The 20,640-nt window shown below is 46.6% G+C and carries 24 protein-coding genes; 1 reads left to right on the top strand and 23 read right to left on the bottom strand.

Annotated features, from left to right (window positions below; translation table 11 throughout):
- Window positions 1–25 precede the first annotated feature (25 nt).
- The 4 genes from SCACP_RS01175 to SCACP_RS01160 form a co-directional block, all read right to left on the bottom strand.
- Window positions 26–703: a dTMP kinase gene (locus tag SCACP_RS01175; RefSeq protein ID WP_425059631.1), complete on the bottom strand. Its 678-nt coding sequence runs from the start codon at window positions 701–703 to the stop codon at window positions 26–28.
- Window positions 704–713: 10 nt separating this feature from the next.
- Window positions 714–2,183 carry an aminotransferase class I/II-fold pyridoxal phosphate-dependent enzyme gene (locus tag SCACP_RS01170; RefSeq protein ID WP_425059630.1) on the bottom strand — a complete coding sequence of 490 codons (1,470 nt, stop codon included), beginning with the start codon at window positions 2,181–2,183 and terminating at the stop codon, window positions 714–716.
- Window positions 2,184–2,292: 109 nt separating this feature from the next.
- Window positions 2,293–2,634, bottom strand: coding sequence for a DUF192 domain-containing protein (locus SCACP_RS01165; RefSeq protein WP_425059629.1), 342 nt, complete (start codon window positions 2,632–2,634; stop codon window positions 2,293–2,295).
- Window positions 2,625–3,362: an FCD domain-containing protein gene (locus SCACP_RS01160; protein ID WP_425059628.1), complete on the bottom strand. Its 738-nt coding sequence runs from the start codon at window positions 3,360–3,362 to the stop codon at window positions 2,625–2,627. The genes SCACP_RS01165 and SCACP_RS01160 overlap by 10 nt, the downstream gene beginning before the upstream one ends.
- Before the next feature lie 1,038 nt (window positions 3,363–4,400).
- On the opposite strand from SCACP_RS01160, the gene SCACP_RS01155 reads away from it, so the two are divergent.
- Window positions 4,401–5,423 carry an FAD:protein FMN transferase gene (locus SCACP_RS01155; RefSeq protein ID WP_425059627.1) on the top strand — a complete coding sequence of 341 codons (1,023 nt, stop codon included), beginning with the start codon at window positions 4,401–4,403 and terminating at the stop codon, window positions 5,421–5,423.
- A gap of 174 nt (window positions 5,424–5,597) precedes the next feature.
- On the opposite strand, the gene SCACP_RS01150 is transcribed toward SCACP_RS01155, so the two are convergent.
- The 19 genes from SCACP_RS01150 to SCACP_RS01060 form a co-directional block, all read right to left on the bottom strand.
- Window positions 5,598–6,521, bottom strand: a complete 924-nt coding sequence (locus tag SCACP_RS01150) for a type II secretion system F family protein (protein WP_425059626.1) — start codon at window positions 6,519–6,521, stop codon at window positions 5,598–5,600.
- Between the two features lie 14 nt (window positions 6,522–6,535).
- Window positions 6,536–7,906, bottom strand: coding sequence for a CpaF family protein (locus SCACP_RS01145; RefSeq protein WP_425059625.1), 1,371 nt, complete (start codon window positions 7,904–7,906; stop codon window positions 6,536–6,538).
- A gap of 30 nt (window positions 7,907–7,936) precedes the next feature.
- A complete protein-coding gene (locus SCACP_RS01140; protein WP_425059624.1) occupies window positions 7,937–8,875 on the bottom strand; it encodes a pilus assembly protein TadG-related protein in 939 nt (312 codons plus the stop codon).
- Between the two features lie 20 nt (window positions 8,876–8,895).
- On the bottom strand, window positions 8,896–9,831 hold the full coding sequence (locus SCACP_RS01135; RefSeq protein WP_425059623.1) for a TadE/TadG family type IV pilus assembly protein: 936 nt from the start codon (window positions 9,829–9,831) through the stop codon (window positions 8,896–8,898).
- Window positions 9,828–10,241 (bottom strand): TadE/TadG family type IV pilus assembly protein, encoded by a 414-nt coding sequence (locus tag SCACP_RS01130; RefSeq protein ID WP_425059622.1) that lies wholly within the window; start codon window positions 10,239–10,241, stop codon window positions 9,828–9,830. Before SCACP_RS01130 ends, SCACP_RS01135 begins: the two co-directional genes overlap by 4 nt.
- 257 nt (window positions 10,242–10,498) lie before the next feature.
- Window positions 10,499–10,678 carry a Flp family type IVb pilin gene (locus tag SCACP_RS01125; protein ID WP_425059621.1) on the bottom strand — a complete coding sequence of 60 codons (180 nt, stop codon included), beginning with the start codon at window positions 10,676–10,678 and terminating at the stop codon, window positions 10,499–10,501.
- Window positions 10,679–10,879: 201 nt separating this feature from the next.
- Window positions 10,880–12,013 carry a sensor histidine kinase gene (locus SCACP_RS01120; protein ID WP_425059620.1) on the bottom strand — a complete coding sequence of 378 codons (1,134 nt, stop codon included), beginning with the start codon at window positions 12,011–12,013 and terminating at the stop codon, window positions 10,880–10,882.
- Between the two features lie 132 nt (window positions 12,014–12,145).
- A complete protein-coding gene (locus SCACP_RS01115) occupies window positions 12,146–13,126 on the bottom strand; it encodes a type II secretion system F family protein (protein WP_425059619.1) in 981 nt (326 codons plus the stop codon).
- A gap of 15 nt (window positions 13,127–13,141) precedes the next feature.
- A complete protein-coding gene (locus tag SCACP_RS01110) occupies window positions 13,142–14,359 on the bottom strand; it encodes a response regulator (RefSeq protein WP_425059618.1) in 1,218 nt (405 codons plus the stop codon).
- Window positions 14,360–14,364: 5 nt separating this feature from the next.
- Window positions 14,365–15,594, bottom strand: coding sequence for a type II and III secretion system protein family protein (locus tag SCACP_RS01105; RefSeq protein ID WP_425059617.1), 1,230 nt, complete (start codon window positions 15,592–15,594; stop codon window positions 14,365–14,367).
- Window positions 15,595–15,637: 43 nt separating this feature from the next.
- Window positions 15,638–16,534, bottom strand: coding sequence for a Flp pilus assembly protein CpaB (cpaB, locus tag SCACP_RS01100; RefSeq protein ID WP_425059616.1), 897 nt, complete (start codon window positions 16,532–16,534; stop codon window positions 15,638–15,640).
- 122 nt (window positions 16,535–16,656) lie between these two features.
- The gene (gene corA, locus SCACP_RS01095) at window positions 16,657–17,727 is read right to left on the bottom strand and encodes a magnesium/cobalt transporter CorA (protein ID WP_425059615.1); all 1,071 of its coding nucleotides are present in this window, start codon (window positions 17,725–17,727) and stop codon (window positions 16,657–16,659) included.
- A gap of 242 nt (window positions 17,728–17,969) precedes the next feature.
- On the bottom strand, window positions 17,970–18,137 hold the full coding sequence (locus SCACP_RS01090) for a hypothetical protein (RefSeq protein ID WP_425059614.1): 168 nt from the start codon (window positions 18,135–18,137) through the stop codon (window positions 17,970–17,972).
- Window positions 18,134–18,427 carry a hypothetical protein gene (locus SCACP_RS01085; protein WP_425059613.1) on the bottom strand — a complete coding sequence of 98 codons (294 nt, stop codon included), beginning with the start codon at window positions 18,425–18,427 and terminating at the stop codon, window positions 18,134–18,136. Before SCACP_RS01085 ends, SCACP_RS01090 begins: the two co-directional genes overlap by 4 nt.
- A gap of 446 nt (window positions 18,428–18,873) precedes the next feature.
- Window positions 18,874–19,182: a hypothetical protein gene (locus SCACP_RS01080; protein ID WP_425059612.1), complete on the bottom strand. Its 309-nt coding sequence runs from the start codon at window positions 19,180–19,182 to the stop codon at window positions 18,874–18,876.
- 38 nt (window positions 19,183–19,220) lie between these two features.
- Window positions 19,221–19,466 (bottom strand): SHOCT domain-containing protein, encoded by a 246-nt coding sequence (locus SCACP_RS01075; RefSeq protein WP_425059611.1) that lies wholly within the window; start codon window positions 19,464–19,466, stop codon window positions 19,221–19,223.
- Between the two features lie 76 nt (window positions 19,467–19,542).
- The gene (locus tag SCACP_RS01070) at window positions 19,543–19,800 is read right to left on the bottom strand and encodes an ATP-binding protein (protein ID WP_425059610.1); all 258 of its coding nucleotides are present in this window, start codon (window positions 19,798–19,800) and stop codon (window positions 19,543–19,545) included.
- The gene (locus SCACP_RS01065; protein WP_425059609.1) at window positions 19,764–19,898 is read right to left on the bottom strand and encodes a hypothetical protein; all 135 of its coding nucleotides are present in this window, start codon (window positions 19,896–19,898) and stop codon (window positions 19,764–19,766) included. Before SCACP_RS01065 ends, SCACP_RS01070 begins: the two co-directional genes overlap by 37 nt.
- Window positions 19,899–20,207: 309 nt before the next feature.
- Entirely contained in the window at window positions 20,208–20,582 is a 375-nt protein-coding gene (locus tag SCACP_RS01060; protein WP_425059608.1) for a PadR family transcriptional regulator, read from the bottom strand.
- Between the last annotated feature and the right edge of the window lie 58 nt (window positions 20,583–20,640).

Below are 20,640 nucleotides of genomic sequence, written 5' to 3'. Positions count from 1 at the left end.
CACCACAAAGAAGGCAGGGCCTGTATTATGCCCTGCCAATCACTTTGCTAACAACGGAAAATATTTCATTATGAATTTCTTCAATACTTTTTATCCCTCCATCAGAAATGCAATCGATCTTATACCAGCCATATCTGGCGGCCACGTCGCAAGCGTTGGCATAACAATGCGCCAAATATGCGCTGTTTTGCTCGTGGATATCCTTGACACCGCCAGCTTTATTTTCCCGGCCGCGCATAAGTTCCTGACAGGCCTCTGGCGGCATGGCCAGAAAAATGACTTTGTCCGGAACCGGCAAGCCGCATTTGTTAAATTCAAAATCCCACAGCCAGTCAAGATAGTCGGTTTTGTCAGGCTCAACAGTAATTTTGGCCGCCTGGTGAATCATATTGGAGGTAGTATAGCGGTCGGCAATAACTATGCCGCCGTTTAAATAAAACTCCTCCCACTCTTTTTTGTAGGAAGCAATGCGGTCAACAGCGTAAAATGCCGACGCCGCATAAGCGTTAACATCCTCAGGCCGGCTGCCGAACTCGCCGTTTAGATACATTCTGACCAAGGCTGACGACTGGCTTTGATAGTTGGGATAATCCACTTTGCGCACCTTTAGACCGTCAGCCATGAGCCTGAGCGCTAATTTGTCCGACTGGGTAGCTTTGCCACAACCGTCGGTGCCTTCAATAACTATTAACTTCCCCGGCATGATTCCTCCGTCAATCTACTACCTTGATTGTTTTGAGAAGATAATCTTCAGGACCCGAGATGTGCAATCCGGCACCCTGCAGAACGTGACAATAGTCAATAATCTCCTGGCTAATCCGCTCGCCAGGGCACAATAGCGGTATGCCGGGCGGATAAAAGGTGACAATTTCGGCACAAATCATGCCGGCCGCATCTTGGAACGGCACCATGCAGGTATTGCCGAACAGCGCATCACGGGGCGAAATTACTTGTTCGGGCGGATCAGGATATTTTCCGGCTGAATATACCGCGTTAATGGCCGAAAAATCACGCGTGCCATGAGTAGTAGCAGCCATGTCTCGTAACGCCGCCACCAGTGCCTGCACTTCACGTTCACTGTCACCTAAGGTTATAAGGAATAAAATGTTATATACATCAGAGAGTTCAACCTGAATTTTATATTTGTGGCGTAAAATACGCTCGGCCTCAGCGCCTTTTAGTCCCAGCCCCTTGACAGTAACTGTCACTTTGGTGGGGTCAATACTGTAGACCCCCGGGTTACCTAACTTTTCATCACCAAAGCAATAAAGTCCGGGAATTTTATTGATCTCCTGCCGTGTCCAATTGGCCAGGTCAACTGCCCGTTCAATAAGCTGGCGTCCTTGGGTTGCCATCTGCATTCTGGCAACATCCAGAGAAGCCATCATAATATAGTTAGGGCTGGTTGACTGCACCAGTTGCAGCATGGCTTTAAGGCGTGGCACCCGGATAAGTCCCTGGCGGCAGTGCACCAACGAGCACTGCGTCAACGCCCCGATAATTTTGTGAGTGCTTTGGGCGACAATATCGGCGCCTGCGTCCAAAGCCTGTATAGGCAGCCGGTGAGAAAACTTAAGGTGTGGGCCGTGGGCCTCGTCGACCACGACGGGAATGCCATAACCATGCACAATATCAACAATTTTTTTCAAGTCAGTAGCCACACCGTAATAGGTAGGGTTAATAATAAGCACACCTTTAGCGTCAGGATGCTGCTGCAGCATCCGCGCAACAGTCTCAGAGGTAACACCCATAGCCAGACCCAGTTCGTGGTCGACTTCCGGCTGCATAAATACCGGAATGGCCCCACTTAAAATAATGCCCCCGATAATCGACCGGTGGGCATTACGCGGCACAATAATTTTGTCGCCAGGCCCGGCAATAGTAAGGATCATAGCGTAAATACCGCCAGTTGTGCCATTGACGACAAAATAGCTGTAATCAGCACCGTATAAATCAGCCGCCAAATCCTGGGCAGCCTTTATCGGCCCATGCGGTTCATGTAAATCATCCAATTCAGCCATCAGCGCCAAGTCAAGCGCCAGTGTTTCCTGAGGCATCAAACTACCCAAGGCCGGATGCATTCCTTTGCCCATTTTGTGTCCTGGTGTATGAAAAGGAATTACTCCATCATTTACATAATTTTTCATGGCTGCCAGTAACGGCACTTCGGTTTGGTTAAGCACTCCACCACCGCCTTTTGCATTCATTCCAATATTATACCCTTCCGGGCTGTAAATATTTTAACACACACCCCCATATGGTACAAGCTTCCAACAAGGAAAAAGACCGGCGCTAGTCAATGAGCGCCAGCCTATCACCAGGCTTTGTGCAGGTTGCCGCCGCAGTTCCTGCCGGAAGCTCAATTACATATGCACTGCCGGACACAACAGCCACTCTGCCCGGCTTCATCGCGGCAATAACCTTTACCACCTCATGATCTTTATTTACAAACAACACGTCAATACAATACCGCATACCCAAAGTATGCACACCGGAGCATGGCTTAATAATAAGTCCCGCCCCGCTTGGCAGCTTCTTGGTAGTAAGCAGGCCGACCAGGCGGGTAAAAAAGTTGTCGGCAAGATTAATATTGCCACCTAAGGATGTTTGTCTGGTTTGATTAATTACTTCCATCGTTGTTCTATAGTTTCCCAGTACTTTTCGCCGTCACTGATAAGGTTATTAATATGTTCAATCATAGCAGCCCGGGCTCCCTCCCCGTTGCCGCTTTCGATGTTTTCGGCAATTTTCTTATGATCAACATAAACAAGACTACGGACATGAAGCCGGATATATTCAAGTACGGGTGACAATTGGGTATCTTGGCGAATGAGTGATACGGCAGCGGCGAGTACACGATTACGCGCCATTTGGGCAATAAGGTTATGAAACTCAACATCTTCAGCAGCCGCGCCATCGCCTGAATCCAAAACAGAACGCTGCCGGGCCAGTACTGATTTTAGGGCACGAACCTCATCAGGCTTAGAATTTTGGGCAGCAAGATAAGCAAGCTCACTTTCTATTACCCTTCTCGCAATAAGAACTTCCAAAAGCTGCTCCCTTGTGTGACCTTGCACAGCAGCCATCAGTTCTTCGCCCCATTTTAACCGGCGGTTTTTACCATCAAGTTCAGAGAGCCGTTCATTCCCGCTGTCAGATAGTCTCCGGCCGCGGAAACCTGCTTTTTCAGTCAAGCCTGCGAAATCCATGTCCCGTAAAATTCTGCCTACGGTAGCCTCACTGAGGGAATGACCCATAGCTTGCAGTTTGATGCCAATCGAACCGCACCCCATTGGCCGCCCTTCAGCTTCCTTTATTATCATGAGTACGTCATACTCTAATTTTTCCTTGTTACTCAACACCCGTCTTCCTCCTAAAGAAACAATTGACTTCACAAATAGTTCTCGACAACACACGATAAATCCTTTTGGAAATGTTTATTGGAAAAAAGAAGGTGCTTCAGACTTTAGAATCCAAGGATATTAGTCCGCGTGTACGGTAAAATGCAGTCTTAAAATTACATGAGAAGTATAGCTACAAGGGTTTAGCGGCAAACCCTAAAATAACGGGAATAAAATTATTACGAGCCAGCTTGATGGGATTAACACCGGTTATGGCGGCAACCGGAATTAAGCCCTAAGGAATGATCGTTCCACCACCCGTCCATACACCGGCAATCTGGCCTAAAGCGGCCAATGTCGCTTTATCAAGATGCCAGCATCATGGCAATCACGATTACCCAAAAGGCGATATCCGGATTTACCATAAGCCGGGCCCTTCCTGCTCGCTTGGGCAGAGAAAAAATGTTTCAACATCAAGTACGTCCATCACCTGCTTCAAAGCTCTCACACAATATACTTCCAGTCGCAGTACTGCACATCAATAATGAGTAATTAGAAAGTTAATACAGCAATAACATTTATTTTGATAAGCACACGCCTACTCATCTCTGATGACCATATATTGTTAGTTTCTACTTACAAACGCAAATTCCTGCTATATTTTATTAAAAAAAGTAACTTTTTCTATATAGTATCCAATAAAGATTTACAGGCGTGTTGTTAGTATAAGCGTAAGTCAAGCGCCAGCGGTGGAGCGTTACTAACAACACGCCTAGAAAAAAATCTTTATTGGATTTCATATATAATTATCGGATAAAAATAAACCCGAAAACAATGAGGGCTAAAATCCTGTGATGACAATAGCCTTTTTATTATGCGTTTCAAAATGAGATGTCAATCCTGGGGGTTTTTTTAAACAATCGTCTGTTACTATTCAGTGAAATCATTTATAATACCCTTAATGAGTATCAAATTCGGCAAAGTGAGATTTTTCAAACTTTTAGAATTGAATAAACCAGCATAAATTCCAATTATATTTGCAGAGGGAGCGGTAAATTAATGAGTTTTCACCAAAGAATTATAGGTATTTTTCTAATTTTATTCATGACTTTTTCTACCATTGGATGTTCGCCGAAGGCTCTCTTATCACCTAAGCCCTATAAAGAAACACAGTTCCTAATGGATACAGTTATAGAAATTGCAGCCTATGGCTCAAATAGTGAAGCGGCTGTCAAGGCGGCTTTTGGTGAATTCAAACGTATTCAGACACTTAGCGACAGATATAATCCGGATAGCCAGGTATCCCAAATAAACCAGATGGCTGGAATTTCTCCAGTAAAAGTTAGTCCCGATATGATTAAAATGATCAACGATTCAATTGATATCTCCAAAAAGACGGATGGCGCGTTTGACATATCTATTGGCGCACTTACTGAACTTTGGGGCATTGGGCATAAAGGGGATTTTGTACCGACTCAGGAAGAAATTGATAAGGTATTGCCTCTTGTTGATTACCGTATGATAAAGGTGGATTCCAACAATGAGACCGTATATCTGCCTAAGGCAGGAATGAAGCTGGATTTGGGCGGTGTAGCAAAAGACTATGCTCTCAATAAAGCTGTAGAGATATTAAAAGCTCATGGTATCAAATCAGCTTTGGTTAACGCCGGCGGTGACATTCAAGTAATTGGAACTAAACCGGACGGGACACCTTGGCGTATTGGTGTACAAGACCCCCGAAATTCAGAGGGCGTTATCGCTAAAATTCAGCTGAATCAATGGAATACCTTGCAAACCTCGGGTGATTACCAGCGTTATTTTATTAAAAATGGGGTACGATATGCTCATATACTCAATCCAAAGACTGGCAGACAACCGACCGAACTAGCCAGTGTAACTTTAGTGTATAAAGATACAGACATATACAATGCAGGCGATGTCGCAAGTTCGGGGTTTTTAGTGTTGGGATTGGAAAAAGGAATGGCCGCGCTAACACAGTTTCCCGGAGTGGAAGCTATATTTGTGACTACTGACGGTAAGATCGTAGTCACCCCAGGTTTGAAGGATAAAGTAGAATTATAAGCCTCGCTTTATCCAATTGTAGATAGGCGAAGTTTGACTTCAAAAATGAAAGCAGTAAGATGATATTAATCCACTGCCCGGAACATCGGGAGATGCCAATATGGAATTACAGAGGGAATGTTAACAGGCTGTGAGTCCATTTCATCACAGCCTGTTCCCATATGTTTTATTTATTTACTTTATCAAACTGCCAAGCATCTGAATAACCGCTGGACCTAGAAGCACCACGAAAAGCGACGGGAAGATAAACAACACTAACGGTAACAGCATTTTTATCGGCGCTTTCATGGCTTTCTCTTCTGCCCGCTGACGACGCTTTTCCCGCATAGAGGCCGACTGAACCCTCAGCACATTACCGATGCTTACACCAAGCTGATCGGCCTGGACGAGCGAAGTTGTAAACAGCGATAAATCAGGCACATCACACCGCGTGCCCATGGCACTGAGTGCTTCGCGCCTGGCTACTCCCATACGGATTTCTTGCAGCACCCGGTTGAATTCTTCAACAAGCGCACCCTTCATCTTTTCCGCCAGCTTAGCCAGCGCCCCGTCAAAGCCAAGACCGGCTTCAACACTCACAGTTAACAAGTCCAGCACGTCAGGCAAATCTTTCTGAATACTAACTTTGCGAACGGCAATCTTATAATTTAACAATACAAACGGCAATAGTTGACTAATAACAAAGACAATAAGCGTAAAACCGATTACTTTGCCGCTCGCCAAGCCGGCAAGTATACTGAGCACCCCGGCAATGACCGGCAGAGCAATAGCCAGAAAACCCATAAGCAATAAAAACTCACCACTGGTCAGTCCGGCAAAGCCACCGGCCATTATGAGTTTTTGTTCAATTGTAGCTCGTACGGCTTTGGGGGTAAGGCCGGTAAGCAAACCGGCCATATTGCCGCTTAGCGGCGCCAGAATGCGTTGGCGAAATGGCTTAGCCAGTTCATCATCAATATCAGGACGTCCTGCTACTGCGCCGTCCAGGGCTTTGAGCCGCATCTCAACCGGCCCGGCAACCGGCACAAAGGTGTGAAGCACCAGATAAAGGAGTATAAATGCAGTTATAAAGATCAGCATAATGATGGCGATAAGCATAAGTATTCCTCCTTTCACTTCGGCCAGAACGTTTCATTCGGTAAATTTATCCCATTAGCCGACAGCTTCTCCAGAAACTTAGGCCTAATGCCGGTAGGCTTAAACCGGCCGGTAATTTTGCCGCTCGCATCTTTACCTGTCTGTTCAAAAACAAATATATCCTGCAGGGTAATAACATCACCTTCCATTCCCTGCACCTCGGTCAGATGAGTAATCCGCCTGCTGCCGTCCTGAAGGCGCGATTGTTGAAGAATGAGGTCAACGGCTGATGCTATTTGCTCTCTGATGGCCCTGACGGGTAAATCCATGCCAGCCATCAACACCATGGTTTCAAGCCGGCTAAGCATATCGCGCGGTGTATTGGCATGACCGGTCGTAAGTGAACCGTCATGACCGGTATTCATGGCCTGAAGCATATCAAGCGCCTCACCGCTTCGAACCTCACCGACAACAATGCGGTCAGGTCGCATCCGGAGGCTGTTTCGAACCAAATCCCGCATGGAGATGGCGCCTTTGCCTTCAATATTGGCCGGCCGGGTCTCAAGGGTGACAACATGTTCCTGTCTAAGCTGCAGTTCAGCCGCGTCTTCGATAGTAATAATCCGCTCGTCGTGCGGAATAAACGATGACAAAATATTCAGCGTCGTTGTTTTCCCCGAACCTGTGCCGCCTGATACTACGATATTAAGTTTGCCTTCAACACAGGCGCGTAAAAAATCAGCCATTTCCTGAGTTAAAGTCCCAAAATTAATAAGATCATCAACCGTCAGTGGATTTTTCGCAAACTTCCGGATCGTCAAACACGGTCCCTTTAACGCCAGCGGCGGAATGATAGCGTTAACCCGCGAACCGTCCGGCAAACGGGCGTCAACCATGGGTGAGCTTTCATCAATGCGGCGGCCTAGCGGCGCAACAATTTTTTCAATGATATGCATTACATGGGCATCATCACGAAACCGGACATCACTCAAGATCAGTTTGCCTTTACGCTCGACGTATACCTGGCTGGCGCTGTTGACCATTACCTCAGAAATCGAATCATCTTTTAAGAGCGGGTCAATGGGGCCATAACCCAGGACTTCGTCAACAATTTCGATAATTATCCGCGACCGCTCACTTCTGGGCACCGGTACAGTTTCCTCGTCCATAACAATATTAGCAATACGGGCCACAACAGCTTCCAGCGTCTTGCGGTCGGCATCTTTATCGACAAGCACCTTGCTTTCTTCCGAACTCATTTCTTCGATAATTTTTTTATGGATTTTGACTTTAAGATTTTGATAGGGATCATTTTTTACCGGCAGCACCGCTTTTGGCCTTTCCGCCCCCTTCGCCGGCTGCTCGGTTTTATTTTGAGCCTCTTCCAGCCGTTTTAACAGCGACATAGCTTCCTCCTTGACCAGTAATAACCGGTGTTACTCGACTTCTGATAACGGTATCAGAGATGAACTGTACAAACCATAGCTTGATGCCGATTCGGAAACCTCTGCATTAGGCACAACCATCTGCATGAACCTGCCTTCAACATAGTTTTTATTGCCTGAACCGCCGCAACCTTCAAGAAAAAAACCCGCAAAACCAACGACCTTAACGTCGCTCCGTCCATGCACCTCCAAACTCTCAACAACCGGAACAACAACAATACGGGGCGATCCTTCTTTTACCGTGGAAAAAGTAGCATTCGGGTCTTGCGCAATACGGTAGGCAACCCCGTTTTGAGTTTTGCCGGACATATTGCCCGGTTCTGTGGTTATCCAGTCGCCGGTACGGATGATACCGTTATAGCCATCCATAATGTTCTTTTCATAAACTTTAGCTCCTGTGCCGCCTAGCGCCAAAGCGCCGTAGTTACCACTATAGCCGCTGCCGCCGCCTTCTTTAAGCCGATAGGAAACACCGTATTGAAAACTTTTCCACTCGATACCCCACGGCACTATCTTGGCAATGCCGCTGACTGGCTTAATAGCTGCAGCCGCCTGGGCCCTGACATCTACTGTATTATAACCGAAAACTCTGGCAAAAAATAAGTCCACACTCCGTACAGCATCAATAATTATATATCTATTGTCAATGATATCAATCTTAATCCTATCATTAGGTTTGCCGTTATCCCGGGCATATGCCTCGGCACTTGCTTGAGCAGCAATTATATCTCCCGGCAAGTCGCGCACACCAGCCAACACAGCAGCGTCAGACAAGTTGACAAGCTCAACCCGGTTTAAATACAATACGCCAACATCGATTACCAAGGCCGAAAACCCCATCAACGCGGTTAAAGCAAATATGCTAAGTGTAGCAATACTGCCCCGTTCTTCTGTCAATTTGTTGATTACCAGCCTAATTACGGCCAACATGCCTAACACCACCTGTATACTTATTGTGCAGCCAAATTGGCTGCCACTGACTCATAAGGAACAAGCGTGGCACTATATACGCCGGTGTCGGGCGCGGTACCGGACACGTCACCCGCCACTACCACTTGCATGAACTTACCGCTTACATAGTTGAGATTACCTGAACCGGCCACTCCCTCCAAGAAAAATCCGGCAAACCCTACAATCTTGGCATCATGGCGTCCGGTGTCGTTAGTGATTGATTCGATAAGCGGCACGATAACAATTCGCGGCGAACCTTTTTCCACCGTTTGAAAAGTAGCGGTAGGATCAAGATTTAAGCGATACCGTACGCCTTCAGTCGTCCCGCCCGACATATTGCCGGTTTCGGTTGATACCCACTGGCCTACTGACAGTTTGGCATCATAGCCGAACTTAATATTGTCGGTATAGTTGCGCGACCCCGTACCGCCTAAAGCCAGCGCGGCATAGTTGCCGCTATACCCGTCACCTGCGCCAACTTTCAAGTTGTACGTTTGGCCATAGATAAAGTCCTGCTTAACAACGCCAAAGGGTACCACCCCGATAACACCGCTGACAGGTTTCAGCACGGCGGCAGCCCGGGCCCGAACATCGGCTGATGTTAGACCCAATACTTTCGCAAAGATCAGATCAACTGTCCGCACCGCACTGACGGTAACGGCCCGGCTGGTAGGAACATTTACGGCAACTACATCACCGGGATGGCCGTTTTGCGCGGCATAAGCCTGGCCGCTCACCGCGGCCTTGACAGTATCAACAGGCAAATCCTGCACGCCGGCAAGCGCCGCCGCATCGACCACATTAACAAGTTCGACCCGGTTTAAGTATAATAATCCGGCGTCAACAACAATTGCGGCAAAACCAATCAGTGTCGTAAGCGCCAATCCTATCATAACGGCAATAGAGCCTCTCTGGTCACTTATAAACCTCATCATGGTAATTCCACCCTCATAACCGACCGTCCGGTAATTAAGGCCGTTACGGGAAAGGCTCTATCAATAATTTCTCTAATCATGGGGGTTGTCACTTCAATAGGCTTGCTTACCGTTACGATAACAGGCTTACCTTGCTCGCGCTTGCCGCCCGGATATTCGATTTTGACTGTAAGACCATTTTTGCTGATACCGGCTACCGCGTCGTCAACAGCGGCGCGCGCAGCCGTGTCATCGCTGACAGCTGCAGTGCGGGCTCCCTCGCGGGCAGCCGCGGTCAGCACCAAGTATTCATTAATGACCTGACCAAGCTCGAGAATGGCAAACAGCAACAGTACAATAACCGGAAGCACCAATGCCGTTTCAACAATTGCCTGGCCGCGATTTTGCTTTAGATAACGGGTAATATTCATATTTTCACCCCTGATCCAACACTTCTGGTAATCTAATTGTAGCACCGATATTATAGCGGTAAAATCATGCCTTAGTCTTATCTGGTCAAGGAACTTAGTCCTTGGCCGGCTAGGAGCAAGGTCCTAGCCTGGCTTCACCGGAAAAAGAATAAGCCTCCTGGCTGCAAAAGCCAGGAGGTATATAACAGGTTGGCAGTAAAACTTTACGATGTATAAATGCTAAGACCGGACGTATTAAAACATTTAACTTCTTATGATCAACCGCCGAGTTTATTTACAACTTCAGTGAGCTTGGTTACAAGGCCATTGCCCATGTTGGTAAATGATGCCATAGCGACTACCGCAATGAGGGCCAAAATCAAGCCGTACTCCACCATACCTTGACCTTTCTCATTCAGATAACGAGCCTTAAATATTTCCCAATACATCATTAACATTTGCCATACCTCCCGTTTTTTCGTTTCGTTTGTTATCCTTCTCTCGTTTGGTTCTGTTTTTATTATATCAACAAGGAGGTAGGTTAACATCGTCCTGAAGTCTCAATAGCCTTAGGCGGCAAGGCTTATTTAACGACAGGTTCTGGTAGGCGTAAGGTCCCAGCTTGTCCAAGGAAGAAAGTCCTATTAAGCGCTAAAAGTTTATGTCTTAAGCGGCACGGTAACAAAGACTTTTGTGCCTTTGCCAGGTTCGGACTTTATAGTAAGTTCGCCCCGCAGCAAATTTATCCGTTCGCGCATACCCATAAGGCCAAAACTCTCGCTGCCGACATTTTCGGACATGTCAAACCCTTGTCCGTCATCCTCAACCACAGCCGAGACTACGCTGGGACGAAAGTCGATGCGCACCCATACTGACGATGCTTTGGAATGCTTCTCGACATTGTTGAGGGCTTCCTGAATGATACGGAACAACCCAATCTCAATATGCGTATCCAGCCGTTTTTCTTCTCCCAGTATTTTGACCTCAGGAAAAATGCCGCTGCGCTCTTTAATAGTGTCAAGCACTCGCCTGATAGTAGGTACTAGTCCTAAATCATCTAGTGTCATAGGTCTAAGGTCAAAAATGATCTTCCGGGTTTCTTTGAGAGCCACCCGTATTTGTTCGCGCAAGTCTCTAAGTTCGTTTTTAGCCCTGATAATATCAGTATCAATAAGCCGCTCGCACACTTCTGCCCGGAATACAATGTTAGCCATAGCCTGCGCCGGACCGTCATGAATTTCTCTGGCCACCCGCCGGCGTTCTTCTTCCTGAGCTTTGATTATTTTTGCACCAAAAATTTGACTGGCCTGAAGAGATTCAATCTGGGTAACGACCGTCCCCATCTGGGTGCCCAAGTAACCAAGCACCGCTCCTACCTGCGACACCAGTCCTTCGGCTTTTTCCACCGTGTTCTTCAGTGATTTAAGTCTAAGTTCCAAGTCATCGCGCTGACGGCGCAAATTTTGTTCCTGCAGCCTGGCCATGGCAAGCTCGAGCTGGACGTTACTGGTATCTTCATAAGCAGCTTTAATGTCGGCCTCAGTATACTGACGAAAGTTACGGCTGACTTCCATCAGCCTGAGCCGCGACCGGCGTTCTTTTTTCTCCAGTTCATCGACTTTGAAAATGGTGTTAGCCGTTTCCTGCTTGATCCGTTCGACATCTCGCCGGACCTTTTCCATCTCAGCCCGAGCGGCTTCATATATGTCAAAAATTTGGGATTTACTTTTTTCTACCGCAGCAATGGTGGTTTTTATTATTTTATCCAATACTTTTACATCTAAGTTTTTCATTCAGGTTCCTCACCACTCTGTATTTTTAAACAATATAAAGCAGATTCGCCATAATTAGACCATATCCTGCAGAAACTAACTATTAAAAGAGGGTGGAAATATATCCGCCCTCTTTTAATAGTTAGTTTCTGCTTAAACTTCAATATTGACGATTTTTTGAATGGCCAAAATCCCCAGCAACTGACCGATAACGGCTACCCCCAGCATAAGTTGCCCGGCAGGATGCGTAAACAAGATATTGACATATCCGGGATTAATAACCTGCATTGCCGCCAATAGAGCAACCGGTAGCAAACTAACAATAACTCCTGACATGCGGCCCTGAGCAGTAAGCGTTTTTATCTCTCCTTTGATCCGTACCCGCTCACGGATGGTACCGGCAATATTATCAAGAACTTCCGCCAAATTGCCGCCAACCTGGCGCTGAATCAAGACAGCAGTAATAACCAAGTCCAGATCATCACTATCAACACGTTTAGCCATGTTATTCATAGCTTCTTCGGTAGGTATGCCCAGATTCATTTCTTTAAGCGTCCGGCCAAATTCGACCGAAATAGGCGGCAGCATTTCACGCGCCACCATTTCAATGGCCTGCATAAAGCTGTAACCAGTCCTTAACGCGTTGGCAATCAGCATGAGTGTATCTCCCAACTGGGCATTAAAAGCTTTAACCCGCCGCTTAATTTTTACCTTGAGAAACAAAAACGGTGCTAGATAACCTGCTATACCGCCAATTACTGCACCAGGCAAACCGCCTTGAATCAAGAAAAGTACCGAACCGGCAACAGCCGTTCCCAGACATATTACCAAGAACTCTGAGCTCTTAAGCGGTAGCCCGGCCTGAATGAGGCGGTGCTCAACACCCCTCGACCACGAGCCGTCAGATATTTCAAATAGCTTTCCCAGCCGTCTGACCAGCGCCAGCCAGCCGTTGAGTTCACGTGCTCCGGTTGGCTGAGACGCTGCCTGACCGGATTCCGGTAAGACAGTCCGCTCAATGTACCGGCCCATACGCTGACTGACAATTTTCTTATCACGCGTCTGCCAGCGGTAAATTAAAAGCCAGATAACCAACAAATTGACAAATATGGCAATGACGATCACCGGCAGCATCCTAACGCCTCCTTCCTAGCCAAATAACCGCTTAAAGCGTTGGACAACACCCATTGGCGATTGCTCTTCGCTCTGCTCTTGCCAGCCGCTACCCGCTACCAGCCGCGCCAAATTAAACATGCTCTGAGCTACCGGCGCTTCCGGATGGCTGACAACAAACGGCACCCCCCTGTTAACCGATGCCACCACAATTTTACCATCACTGGGAACCATTGCGGAAAATTTGTATTTTAAACTTTCCTCTACTTCACCGATATCCATACCGGCGTCAGTATTGGCCCGGTTCAAAACTACCTTGATTTTGTCCTCGCCATAATTAAGCGATTCCATTATTTCCAGGCACAGTTTAACGTTTTTTATTGTAGGAAGGTCGAGCGCCGCTACTACCAGAACAATGTCCGAAACGTCCAATACGGCCAGCATATTGTCAGAAAATGTCGGTGCGGTATCAATAACGGTATACATAAAACTGGAGCGCATAGTCTTAAGGATTGCTGACATGTGACTCCCGGTAACGGTCTCAGCCTGTTCGGGGCGAACAGGGGCCGGCAGCAATTTTACACTGTTGTTAAACTGCGTCAGATAACCATCCAGGAGATTGGCATCCAAATGCTCAATATCCCGCACTAAGTCAGCGATAGTAGCGCGCGGTATAAGGTTCAAAAACAAAGCAACATCGCCAAACTGCAGGTCGGCGTCAACAATACCAATCCGCGACCCGGTTTTAGCCGCCAGCGCCACCGCCAAATTTGTTGCAATTGTTGTTTTACCGATACCGCCTTTGGTGCTAAATATCGTAATAATTTTCCCCTGCTCTTGAGGTTTAGGCTCAAATCTTACAATATTTCGGCGCTTTTTTTCATTAGTAAAACCCTGCCGAATAGCTTGCAACAGTTCATCGCCGCTGAAAGGTTTTACCAAATAATTTTTGGCCCCGGCCACCATGGCCCGCCTGAGATATTCTTGCTCGCCCTGCACACTCATGATAATAATGCAGGCGTTAGGCGCTTCGGCGGCAATCTGCTCAGTTGCCGTAATTCCGTCCATGCCCGGCATATTGATATCCATTAAAATTACGTCCGGCTGCAGTATTTTCACCTTTTCCACAGCTTCGCCGCCTGACCCGGCCTGACCGATCACCATCATTTCCGGGTCAAACTCCATCAGTTTACAGATATTTTCCCTGGTTGCCGCAATATCGTCGGCTATGAACACCTTAATTTTTTCGGTCATCTGTCTTACCCCCCAAATGGGTTTTCTTTAGCAAACTCCTTCATTTCCTTTGTTTCCGCCGGAATGTATTCATCCGGATTAACAATGGTCGGCGTCACCAGAATGATCACTTCAGTTTCACCCTTACTAAACGTGGTACTTTTAAATAAGTTGCCGATGACGGGGATGTCACCTAATAATGGTATCTTCTGCACATCTTTGGTAGCCTCGCTGGAAATCAGGCCGCCAATCGCCATTGTTTGTCCGGAGGACATAGCGATAGCAGTTTCAGCTTTACGCATCTTTATAGGAGGAATTTTCATACCCAGGCCAAGTTCAATTTTATGTTCGTCAGTCCAGTCAAGAGTGCTAACCTCAGCCTTGACTTTACTCTGGATAAGCTTTTCGGCATTGACCTCCGGAGCTATATCTAGTTTAATGCCGTACTCTTTCCATTCAATTGCGATACGTCCGTTATCAAGACCGACAGGGATAGGGATTTGTCCCCCCACCGTAATATTCGCCTTATCGCCGCTTAAAGTAATCATGCTGGGCTGGGAAAGAATTTTGGCCAGCCCGTTTTTAACCAGCGCATCAAGCTGGGCATTTAGCGGGCTATAAGTACCTAAGTTCCCAAATGCAGCCGGCGCCAGCGCATTGCTGGATGACTGGCCAAACTCAAAGTTGCCGGGGGTGCCGGCCGCATTACCCGACCATTTAATACCTAAATTTTTAGCTGCTTCGCGGTTTATTTCAAGTACCCTGGCTTCAATCTTGACTTGCACCGGCCGGGTTATTTCAAGCAGATTAACTACTTTATCCGCATAGGCGGAAGCCACTTTTTCGGCCCGGTTCTTCTGATACTGATCATTGACCGCACCTTCAAGAATGATGGTTTTATTAACTTTGCTTACCGTAATATCAGAAAGTCCGAGAATATTTTTGATGTCGTTAGCAATGGTTACATCAGCCGCTCCGACTTCAACTAAATAACTGTAACGGCTGCCGCCAGCCCAAACATGGAGGGTAGTTAGCCCAGGCGCCTTGCCAACCAGCAACACTTCTACACCTGATACCACCAGTACGTCGGCAATCTCCGGATTAGCAACAGCAACACGGCTGACAGCGTTAAAGTTAAGTATCCGTGACTGATTGACAGCTACCACCAGCTTGTCGCCTGAAGCTAATGCCGCGGAGTTTACTAACATAATGGCCAGTAGTAAGATACCGGCAACAAGCAATTTAAGTTTGTTCATGGAACTCCTACCTTTCTATTTGCCTTAACTTCCAGGACATTTGCTAATTAATGGGTACTATCTCGGTTTTAGTGCCGCGAATCATCTGAATTCCGGAAACTGGTTGCTTTTCCGGGGCTGGTGGTGACTGTTCCCGGGATCCCTCATTGGGGGCTGGTGGTGACTGTTCCCGGGGTCCATCATTGGGCGCCGGCGCACTGTGGGTGCCAACAATGTCTTTAGGTGTGACCGGTCCGGCAATACTAACACCTGCGTTCTGCATAAACGGTCTGAGCGCCAATCGTACTCTGCCTTTTTCTTCAGACAACGCCAGCTTTGCTGCTTCGTCCGGCGATACTGCCAACGTTACGGTAGCTGTTTTTATAACCTCTTTTTTATCTTTAAAATTATTGTTATTTGCTGTTTCGGCCACTCCGCCTTCAGTTTCGCGGTCGGCGGCCAATACAAGTACATTTTGCAACACCAGGTGACTGACATTATCGCCTGTTACACTTTGATCAAAAGTAACGACAACATCGACATAGTCGCCGGCTTTAACAAATCCGGCCACCCCGGTTACTTCATTGACACCAACCGTTACAGCGCGTTTATCAGGTGGAATCAGGCCGGTAAACCCTGCCGACTTGCCTTCAACCAAAAGCCTCCTTGCCGTGATCTGTTCGCCGGCCACAATTTGCTCCCGGGACAGCATGCCAACAACTTCTTTGCTGTCCTGCACACCACCCGGCTGTAAGTATGGGGCTGGAACTTTTATTACCTGCACCATTTCCGGAGTAATTCTGGTCTTAGGACCAATGTCAGTCTTGGCCACCACAACCGATACGGTATCCTGGGACTGATTGCCGCTCGCTTTTTTCAAATAGCTGTATACAAGGCCTGTTGTTAATAAACTGAGAATTACGGCAATCACCAATAACCCTTTATTGGAAAGCTTAATCATAGCGCCCCTCCTACCCTGTTACTCGTATCGTTTACTTAAATTGTAATGCAACAGCAGGATGTAACCTATCAGACCAACCGTTTAATTTCTTAGGACTTATGGCCTGTCCCCTAAAATCCCCCTTAAAACCAGCATTTTTTCCGGAAATAGCGCACCATGACCAGGGCTATCCCTAGCATGATTGACATAATCAGCGGATAGCCATATTCCCATTTTAATTCAGGCATATTATCAAAATTCATGCCATAAACCCCGGCAATAAAGGTAAGCGGAATGAAGATGGTTGAAATAATTGTCAGCATCTTCATAACTTCACTCATTTTATTACTCACGCTTGACAGATAGATATCCATCATACCTGATAACATATCACGATAAATCTCAACTGTTTCAATGACTTGAATAACATGATCGTACACGTCTCTAAGATAAATCAGCGTTGATTCCTGGATATAGGCAGCCTCGCCCCGTTCCAGCACGCTGACCAGTTCGCGCACAGGCCACACTGATTTTCTAAGAAACAGCATATCGTGTTTAAGCGCATGGAGTCGGCTTAGCAGATCCGGACGCGGCTGGGTGACAATTTCTTCTTCCATTGTTTCAATTTTTTCACCCAAATGTTCAAGCACTAAAAAGTAATGGTCGACCACGCTGTCAATTAACGCATAAAGCAAATAATCGGCGCTTTGCCTTCTGATCTTGCCAGGCCTGCCTTTAATACGCTCGTATACCCCGTTTAAAACATCCCGGCCACCTGGCAGACTCTCCATAAAAGATATTACATAATCAGGCCCCAAAATAAAACTGACCTGCTCGGCAGCATAATCATCGGCTCCGGTTGGTACAACCAGCGATTTTAAGATAACGCACAAATAATCGCCGTAATCTCCAAGTTTGGGGCGTTGATCGGTATTTAAAATATCTTCGAGTACCAGCGGATGAATATGGAACTGCTGCCCAATGCATTCAACGGTTTTGGAATTCAGCCCCCGCACATTTATCCAGGTAACGCCAGGCCGGGTAACCAGCCCGGACAGTTCAGACACCTTAGCGTCATATGTTTCATTTATGAAATCTTCGTTATAATGCAATACATTAATATTCGCCTTTTCAACTCGCATGTCGCCAATATGCAGCAGTGTTCCCGGCGGCAAGCCAACCTTGGAAGCCATTGATTTCCGGATTTTAGGCATAATCGCACCTCTTGAATAAATATGTCTTCAATAAACATGTAAGGAAGGATATTCTCCTCCCTTACATATTTTCCCTCTGTTGATTTAGTAAGCTTGCATCAGAATTCATTTTGTTTACTGTTTGTCAAAATTATCTATCGAACGAATGGGCCGTCCTGAATAGATAAGGCGCCAGAAAGCCAGCGGGAATGCACGGCAAGAAGATTCTCAGGTAAGAAGAACATGACCAAATTCATTAAAAATTACTGCCGCTCCCCCTGCTTTACGCTGTCCGGCCAAGGAAAGTCCGGTGGTTGCCAACACCGCGAAACGATATTAGGAGTAAACAAAGCGGCCAGACCGGGAATAACAGCGTCAGGATGGCGATAATCCCGTTTTACCGAAAAGTAACAGGGTTGTTTCGCTATCATAATTGCCTCAATCCCCAGCTTATGAGCACCTTCAAGCCTTCAGTGCCAACTGCATGTACGCAGGTGATAGAATTCTGAGTTAGGTAATTTGCTGTAGCCCAACCAGCCGTGATACATTCATCCGGTTTGGCATGTATCCCCGGTCGCGGGTCATTTGTCAAAAAATAAACCTGTTTACCCATTTTACGCAAGCGTGAAACAGCCTCGCTACTGCCTGGTAAAATTTCATTTCCGACATATATTACACCATCAAGGTCCAGAAGAAATACATCATATTTTTCAGCAAGCATACACAGCCCCTCCTTGTATGCTTTTGACTCAAGTATACACCGCTATTATGAAGAAGTATTGAAAAAACTATGAATAACTTATGCGAATTTTGTCAGTTGCGCCGCTTATGCCCAGACATAGAAAAGACTTGGCTTGTGCCAAGTCCCTCAGGACGCCGGCAGAAGCCTTAGTCGTACTAATTATGTATATCAAACAGTTATATCCAATTTTTTCTAAAATTAGGTGCTAAACTAATTTGCTGGGCTTGTCAGCCGCTGCGGCTTATCCAGCGGCAACGCTTATAGCAAGACAACATTTATTTTGTCCTCTTATATATAGGTTTTAGAAGGTGCGCAAAAACCATTGAAATGGCGGGACAGTTGCTGCAGTCCTCGTTTACAGTACTGGCGCTTGCCGCCAAAACGAACAATAAAAAACCAGGAATGCCCTGGTTTTTGTCTGTGGATTATTTATTATTGTTATTGAAATTTCCTATCATGCCGCCGTTCTGCATAATGTTGCCGTTCATCATCCCGCCATTTTGCATCATTTGCTGCATAACGGGAGCCATTTGCTGCATGTGCTCGTTCATCCGGGCTGCTTGATCAGCAGTAATAGTGCCGTTATCCACGGCTTGCCGCATCATTTGCTGATGATTGTTGAACATCTGATTGAACCAGTCGGTCGGCTGCTTGTCCTGATCGGCAGTGGCCGCAAATACCGGTACAGCGGCTAAAGCTGCTAATAGGGTCGCAATTAAAATTTTCTTTTTCATCAATTGTCTCTCCTCTCATTGATTTGTCTTATCTACCTTTAGAATTCCAATTCTTTTCTCATGCGCTGATATTCTTCGCTGCTGATTTCGCCTTTGGCATAGCGTTGTTTCAATATTTCCACCGCGTCTATTGGTCTTTCAACCGAATGCCCGCCACGAAACACCGCTTTAAACATCCAAATGGCCGCCATGATAATCAAAGCGGTAAAAGCCAGTTGAATAATCATCCCGAACCCCATGCCAAGCCAACCGAACGGACCACTAAATCCATAACCCATCATCATGATATGTGCACCTCCTTCGTGTTGATTTTATTGTACCCCAAGATTGTGGAGATTTTATGGAGAAATTATGCGCTTTTTATGGGCATGCAGCGGCAGCATCAAAGTAAAAGTACTGCCTTGCCCCGGCGTGCTGGTTGCGTATACTTGGCCACCGTGCACCAGCACCATTTGCCTGATAAAGCCAATCTAAGCCAGTGCCGCCACTCTGTTTCGTCCTGGCCTGGTCAACCCGGTAAAAATAATCAAATATATGCTCTAGATCGTCAGCCGCAATCCCAATACCCGTGTCAATGACCTCTATCCTAATGGCAGCGCTTTGTCCACTGCCTCCCAACCGTCCCTGGCTGTTATTACCGTATATTTCTCTTTTTCCAAATAAGCCGTCAGCACTTTCAAAATTTTTTCGTCATCATCGACTGCCAATACCTTCACACATTTCACCCCGTGGTTTTATCATATTACCACTGCATTTTATAGTATTTACCCTCTAAACGTCAAACAAAAGCAACAAAATAATGCGTCCTGCCAACACACACAGAACGCAAAAATAAACCCAAAACATTATACTGTTATATCCGAAACTGCCGCACAGCATTTTCCAGCGCCAGCCGCTGACTGGATACGGCCCGCTCTTGCGCCTGCCAGGACTGCTCTTTGACCTTGGTTACAAACCAAACATGCTGAGGATTAACACCCGCTAAGACGGTAACAACCCGCCTTGCAATAGCAAGAGCTGTTATCCTAATCTCTGCTGCATATCGCGTTTTTGGCCGAAACCAAAAAATTCCCCAGCGAACGGTGATAGTTTTCCAGCGTATGTATCCAGTTTCGCAGACATTCTAAACCGATATCTGTTATTGTGTACAATCTTCTGGCCGGTCCCGGATCAGAGACATTCCAGACGGCAGTAACCAGCCCCCGCTGCTCCATCAGGCGCAAGCACCGGTAAACACCGGAAGGATCAGGTCTTTTCCCTTGCAGGATACAAGTCTCCTGTAGTTTTTGCACGATAATATAACCATGCAGTTCGGCAGCAGATAAAAGAGTGAGTATTGCCGGCTGGATTAATTTATCAAGATTAATTCCCATACAAGGACATTTCTTTATGTCTATCATGTATCTACCACCTAGTATCAAAAATGCTTACCCGGTTACATCCTGGTTCATTAATAGG

The sequence above is a fragment of the Sporomusaceae bacterium ACPt genome (assembly GCA_041428575.1).
GTDB classification, from domain to species: domain Bacteria; phylum Bacillota; class Negativicutes; order Sporomusales; family Sporomusaceae; genus Sporomusa_D; species Sporomusa_D carbonis.
The sequence above is the reverse complement of the archived record's forward strand: the minus strand, read 5'-3'. Positions and strand labels throughout refer to the sequence as shown.

What these genes read in the sequence shown, in the direction of transcription:
- SCACP_RS01175 (WP_425059631.1), bottom strand. Translation starts at nt 703, where the DNA reads ATGCCGGGGAAGTTAATAGTTATTGAAGGCACCGACGGTTGTGGCAAA.
- SCACP_RS01165 (WP_425059629.1), bottom strand. Translation starts at nt 2,634, where the DNA reads ATGGAAGTAATTAATCAAACCAGACAAACATCCTTAGGTGGCAATATT.
- SCACP_RS01155 (WP_425059627.1), top strand. Translation starts at nt 4,401, where the DNA reads ATGAGTTTTCACCAAAGAATTATAGGTATTTTTCTAATTTTATTCATG.
- SCACP_RS01150 (WP_425059626.1), bottom strand. Translation starts at nt 6,521, where the DNA reads ATGCTTATCGCCATCATTATGCTGATCTTTATAACTGCATTTATACTC.
- SCACP_RS01145 (WP_425059625.1), bottom strand. Translation starts at nt 7,906, where the DNA reads ATGTCGCTGTTAAAACGGCTGGAAGAGGCTCAAAATAAAACCGAGCAG.
- SCACP_RS01140 (WP_425059624.1), bottom strand. Translation starts at nt 8,875, where the DNA reads ATGTTGGCCGTAATTAGGCTGGTAATCAACAAATTGACAGAAGAACGG.
- SCACP_RS01135 (WP_425059623.1), bottom strand. Translation starts at nt 9,831, where the DNA reads ATGATGAGGTTTATAAGTGACCAGAGAGGCTCTATTGCCGTTATGATA.
- SCACP_RS01130 (WP_425059622.1), bottom strand. Translation starts at nt 10,241, where the DNA reads ATGAATATTACCCGTTATCTAAAGCAAAATCGCGGCCAGGCAATTGTT.
- SCACP_RS01125 (WP_425059621.1), bottom strand. Translation starts at nt 10,678, where the DNA reads ATGTTAATGATGTATTGGGAAATATTTAAGGCTCGTTATCTGAATGAG.
- SCACP_RS01120 (WP_425059620.1), bottom strand. Translation starts at nt 12,013, where the DNA reads ATGAAAAACTTAGATGTAAAAGTATTGGATAAAATAATAAAAACCACC.
- SCACP_RS01115 (WP_425059619.1), bottom strand. Translation starts at nt 13,126, where the DNA reads ATGCTGCCGGTGATCGTCATTGCCATATTTGTCAATTTGTTGGTTATC.
- SCACP_RS01110 (WP_425059618.1), bottom strand. Translation starts at nt 14,359, where the DNA reads ATGACCGAAAAAATTAAGGTGTTCATAGCCGACGATATTGCGGCAACC.
- SCACP_RS01105 (WP_425059617.1), bottom strand. Translation starts at nt 15,594, where the DNA reads ATGAACAAACTTAAATTGCTTGTTGCCGGTATCTTACTACTGGCCATT.
- cpaB (WP_425059616.1), bottom strand. Translation starts at nt 16,534, where the DNA reads ATGATTAAGCTTTCCAATAAAGGGTTATTGGTGATTGCCGTAATTCTC.
- corA (WP_425059615.1), bottom strand. Translation starts at nt 17,727, where the DNA reads ATGCCTAAAATCCGGAAATCAATGGCTTCCAAGGTTGGCTTGCCGCCG.
- SCACP_RS01090 (WP_425059614.1), bottom strand. Translation starts at nt 18,137, where the DNA reads ATGATAGCGAAACAACCCTGTTACTTTTCGGTAAAACGGGATTATCGC.
- SCACP_RS01085 (WP_425059613.1), bottom strand. Translation starts at nt 18,427, where the DNA reads ATGCTTGCTGAAAAATATGATGTATTTCTTCTGGACCTTGATGGTGTA.
- SCACP_RS01080 (WP_425059612.1), bottom strand. Translation starts at nt 19,182, where the DNA reads ATGAAAAAGAAAATTTTAATTGCGACCCTATTAGCAGCTTTAGCCGCT.
- SCACP_RS01075 (WP_425059611.1), bottom strand. Translation starts at nt 19,466, where the DNA reads ATGATGATGGGTTATGGATTTAGTGGTCCGTTCGGTTGGCTTGGCATG.
- SCACP_RS01060 (WP_425059608.1), bottom strand. Translation starts at nt 20,582, where the DNA reads ATGATAGACATAAAGAAATGTCCTTGTATGGGAATTAATCTTGATAAA.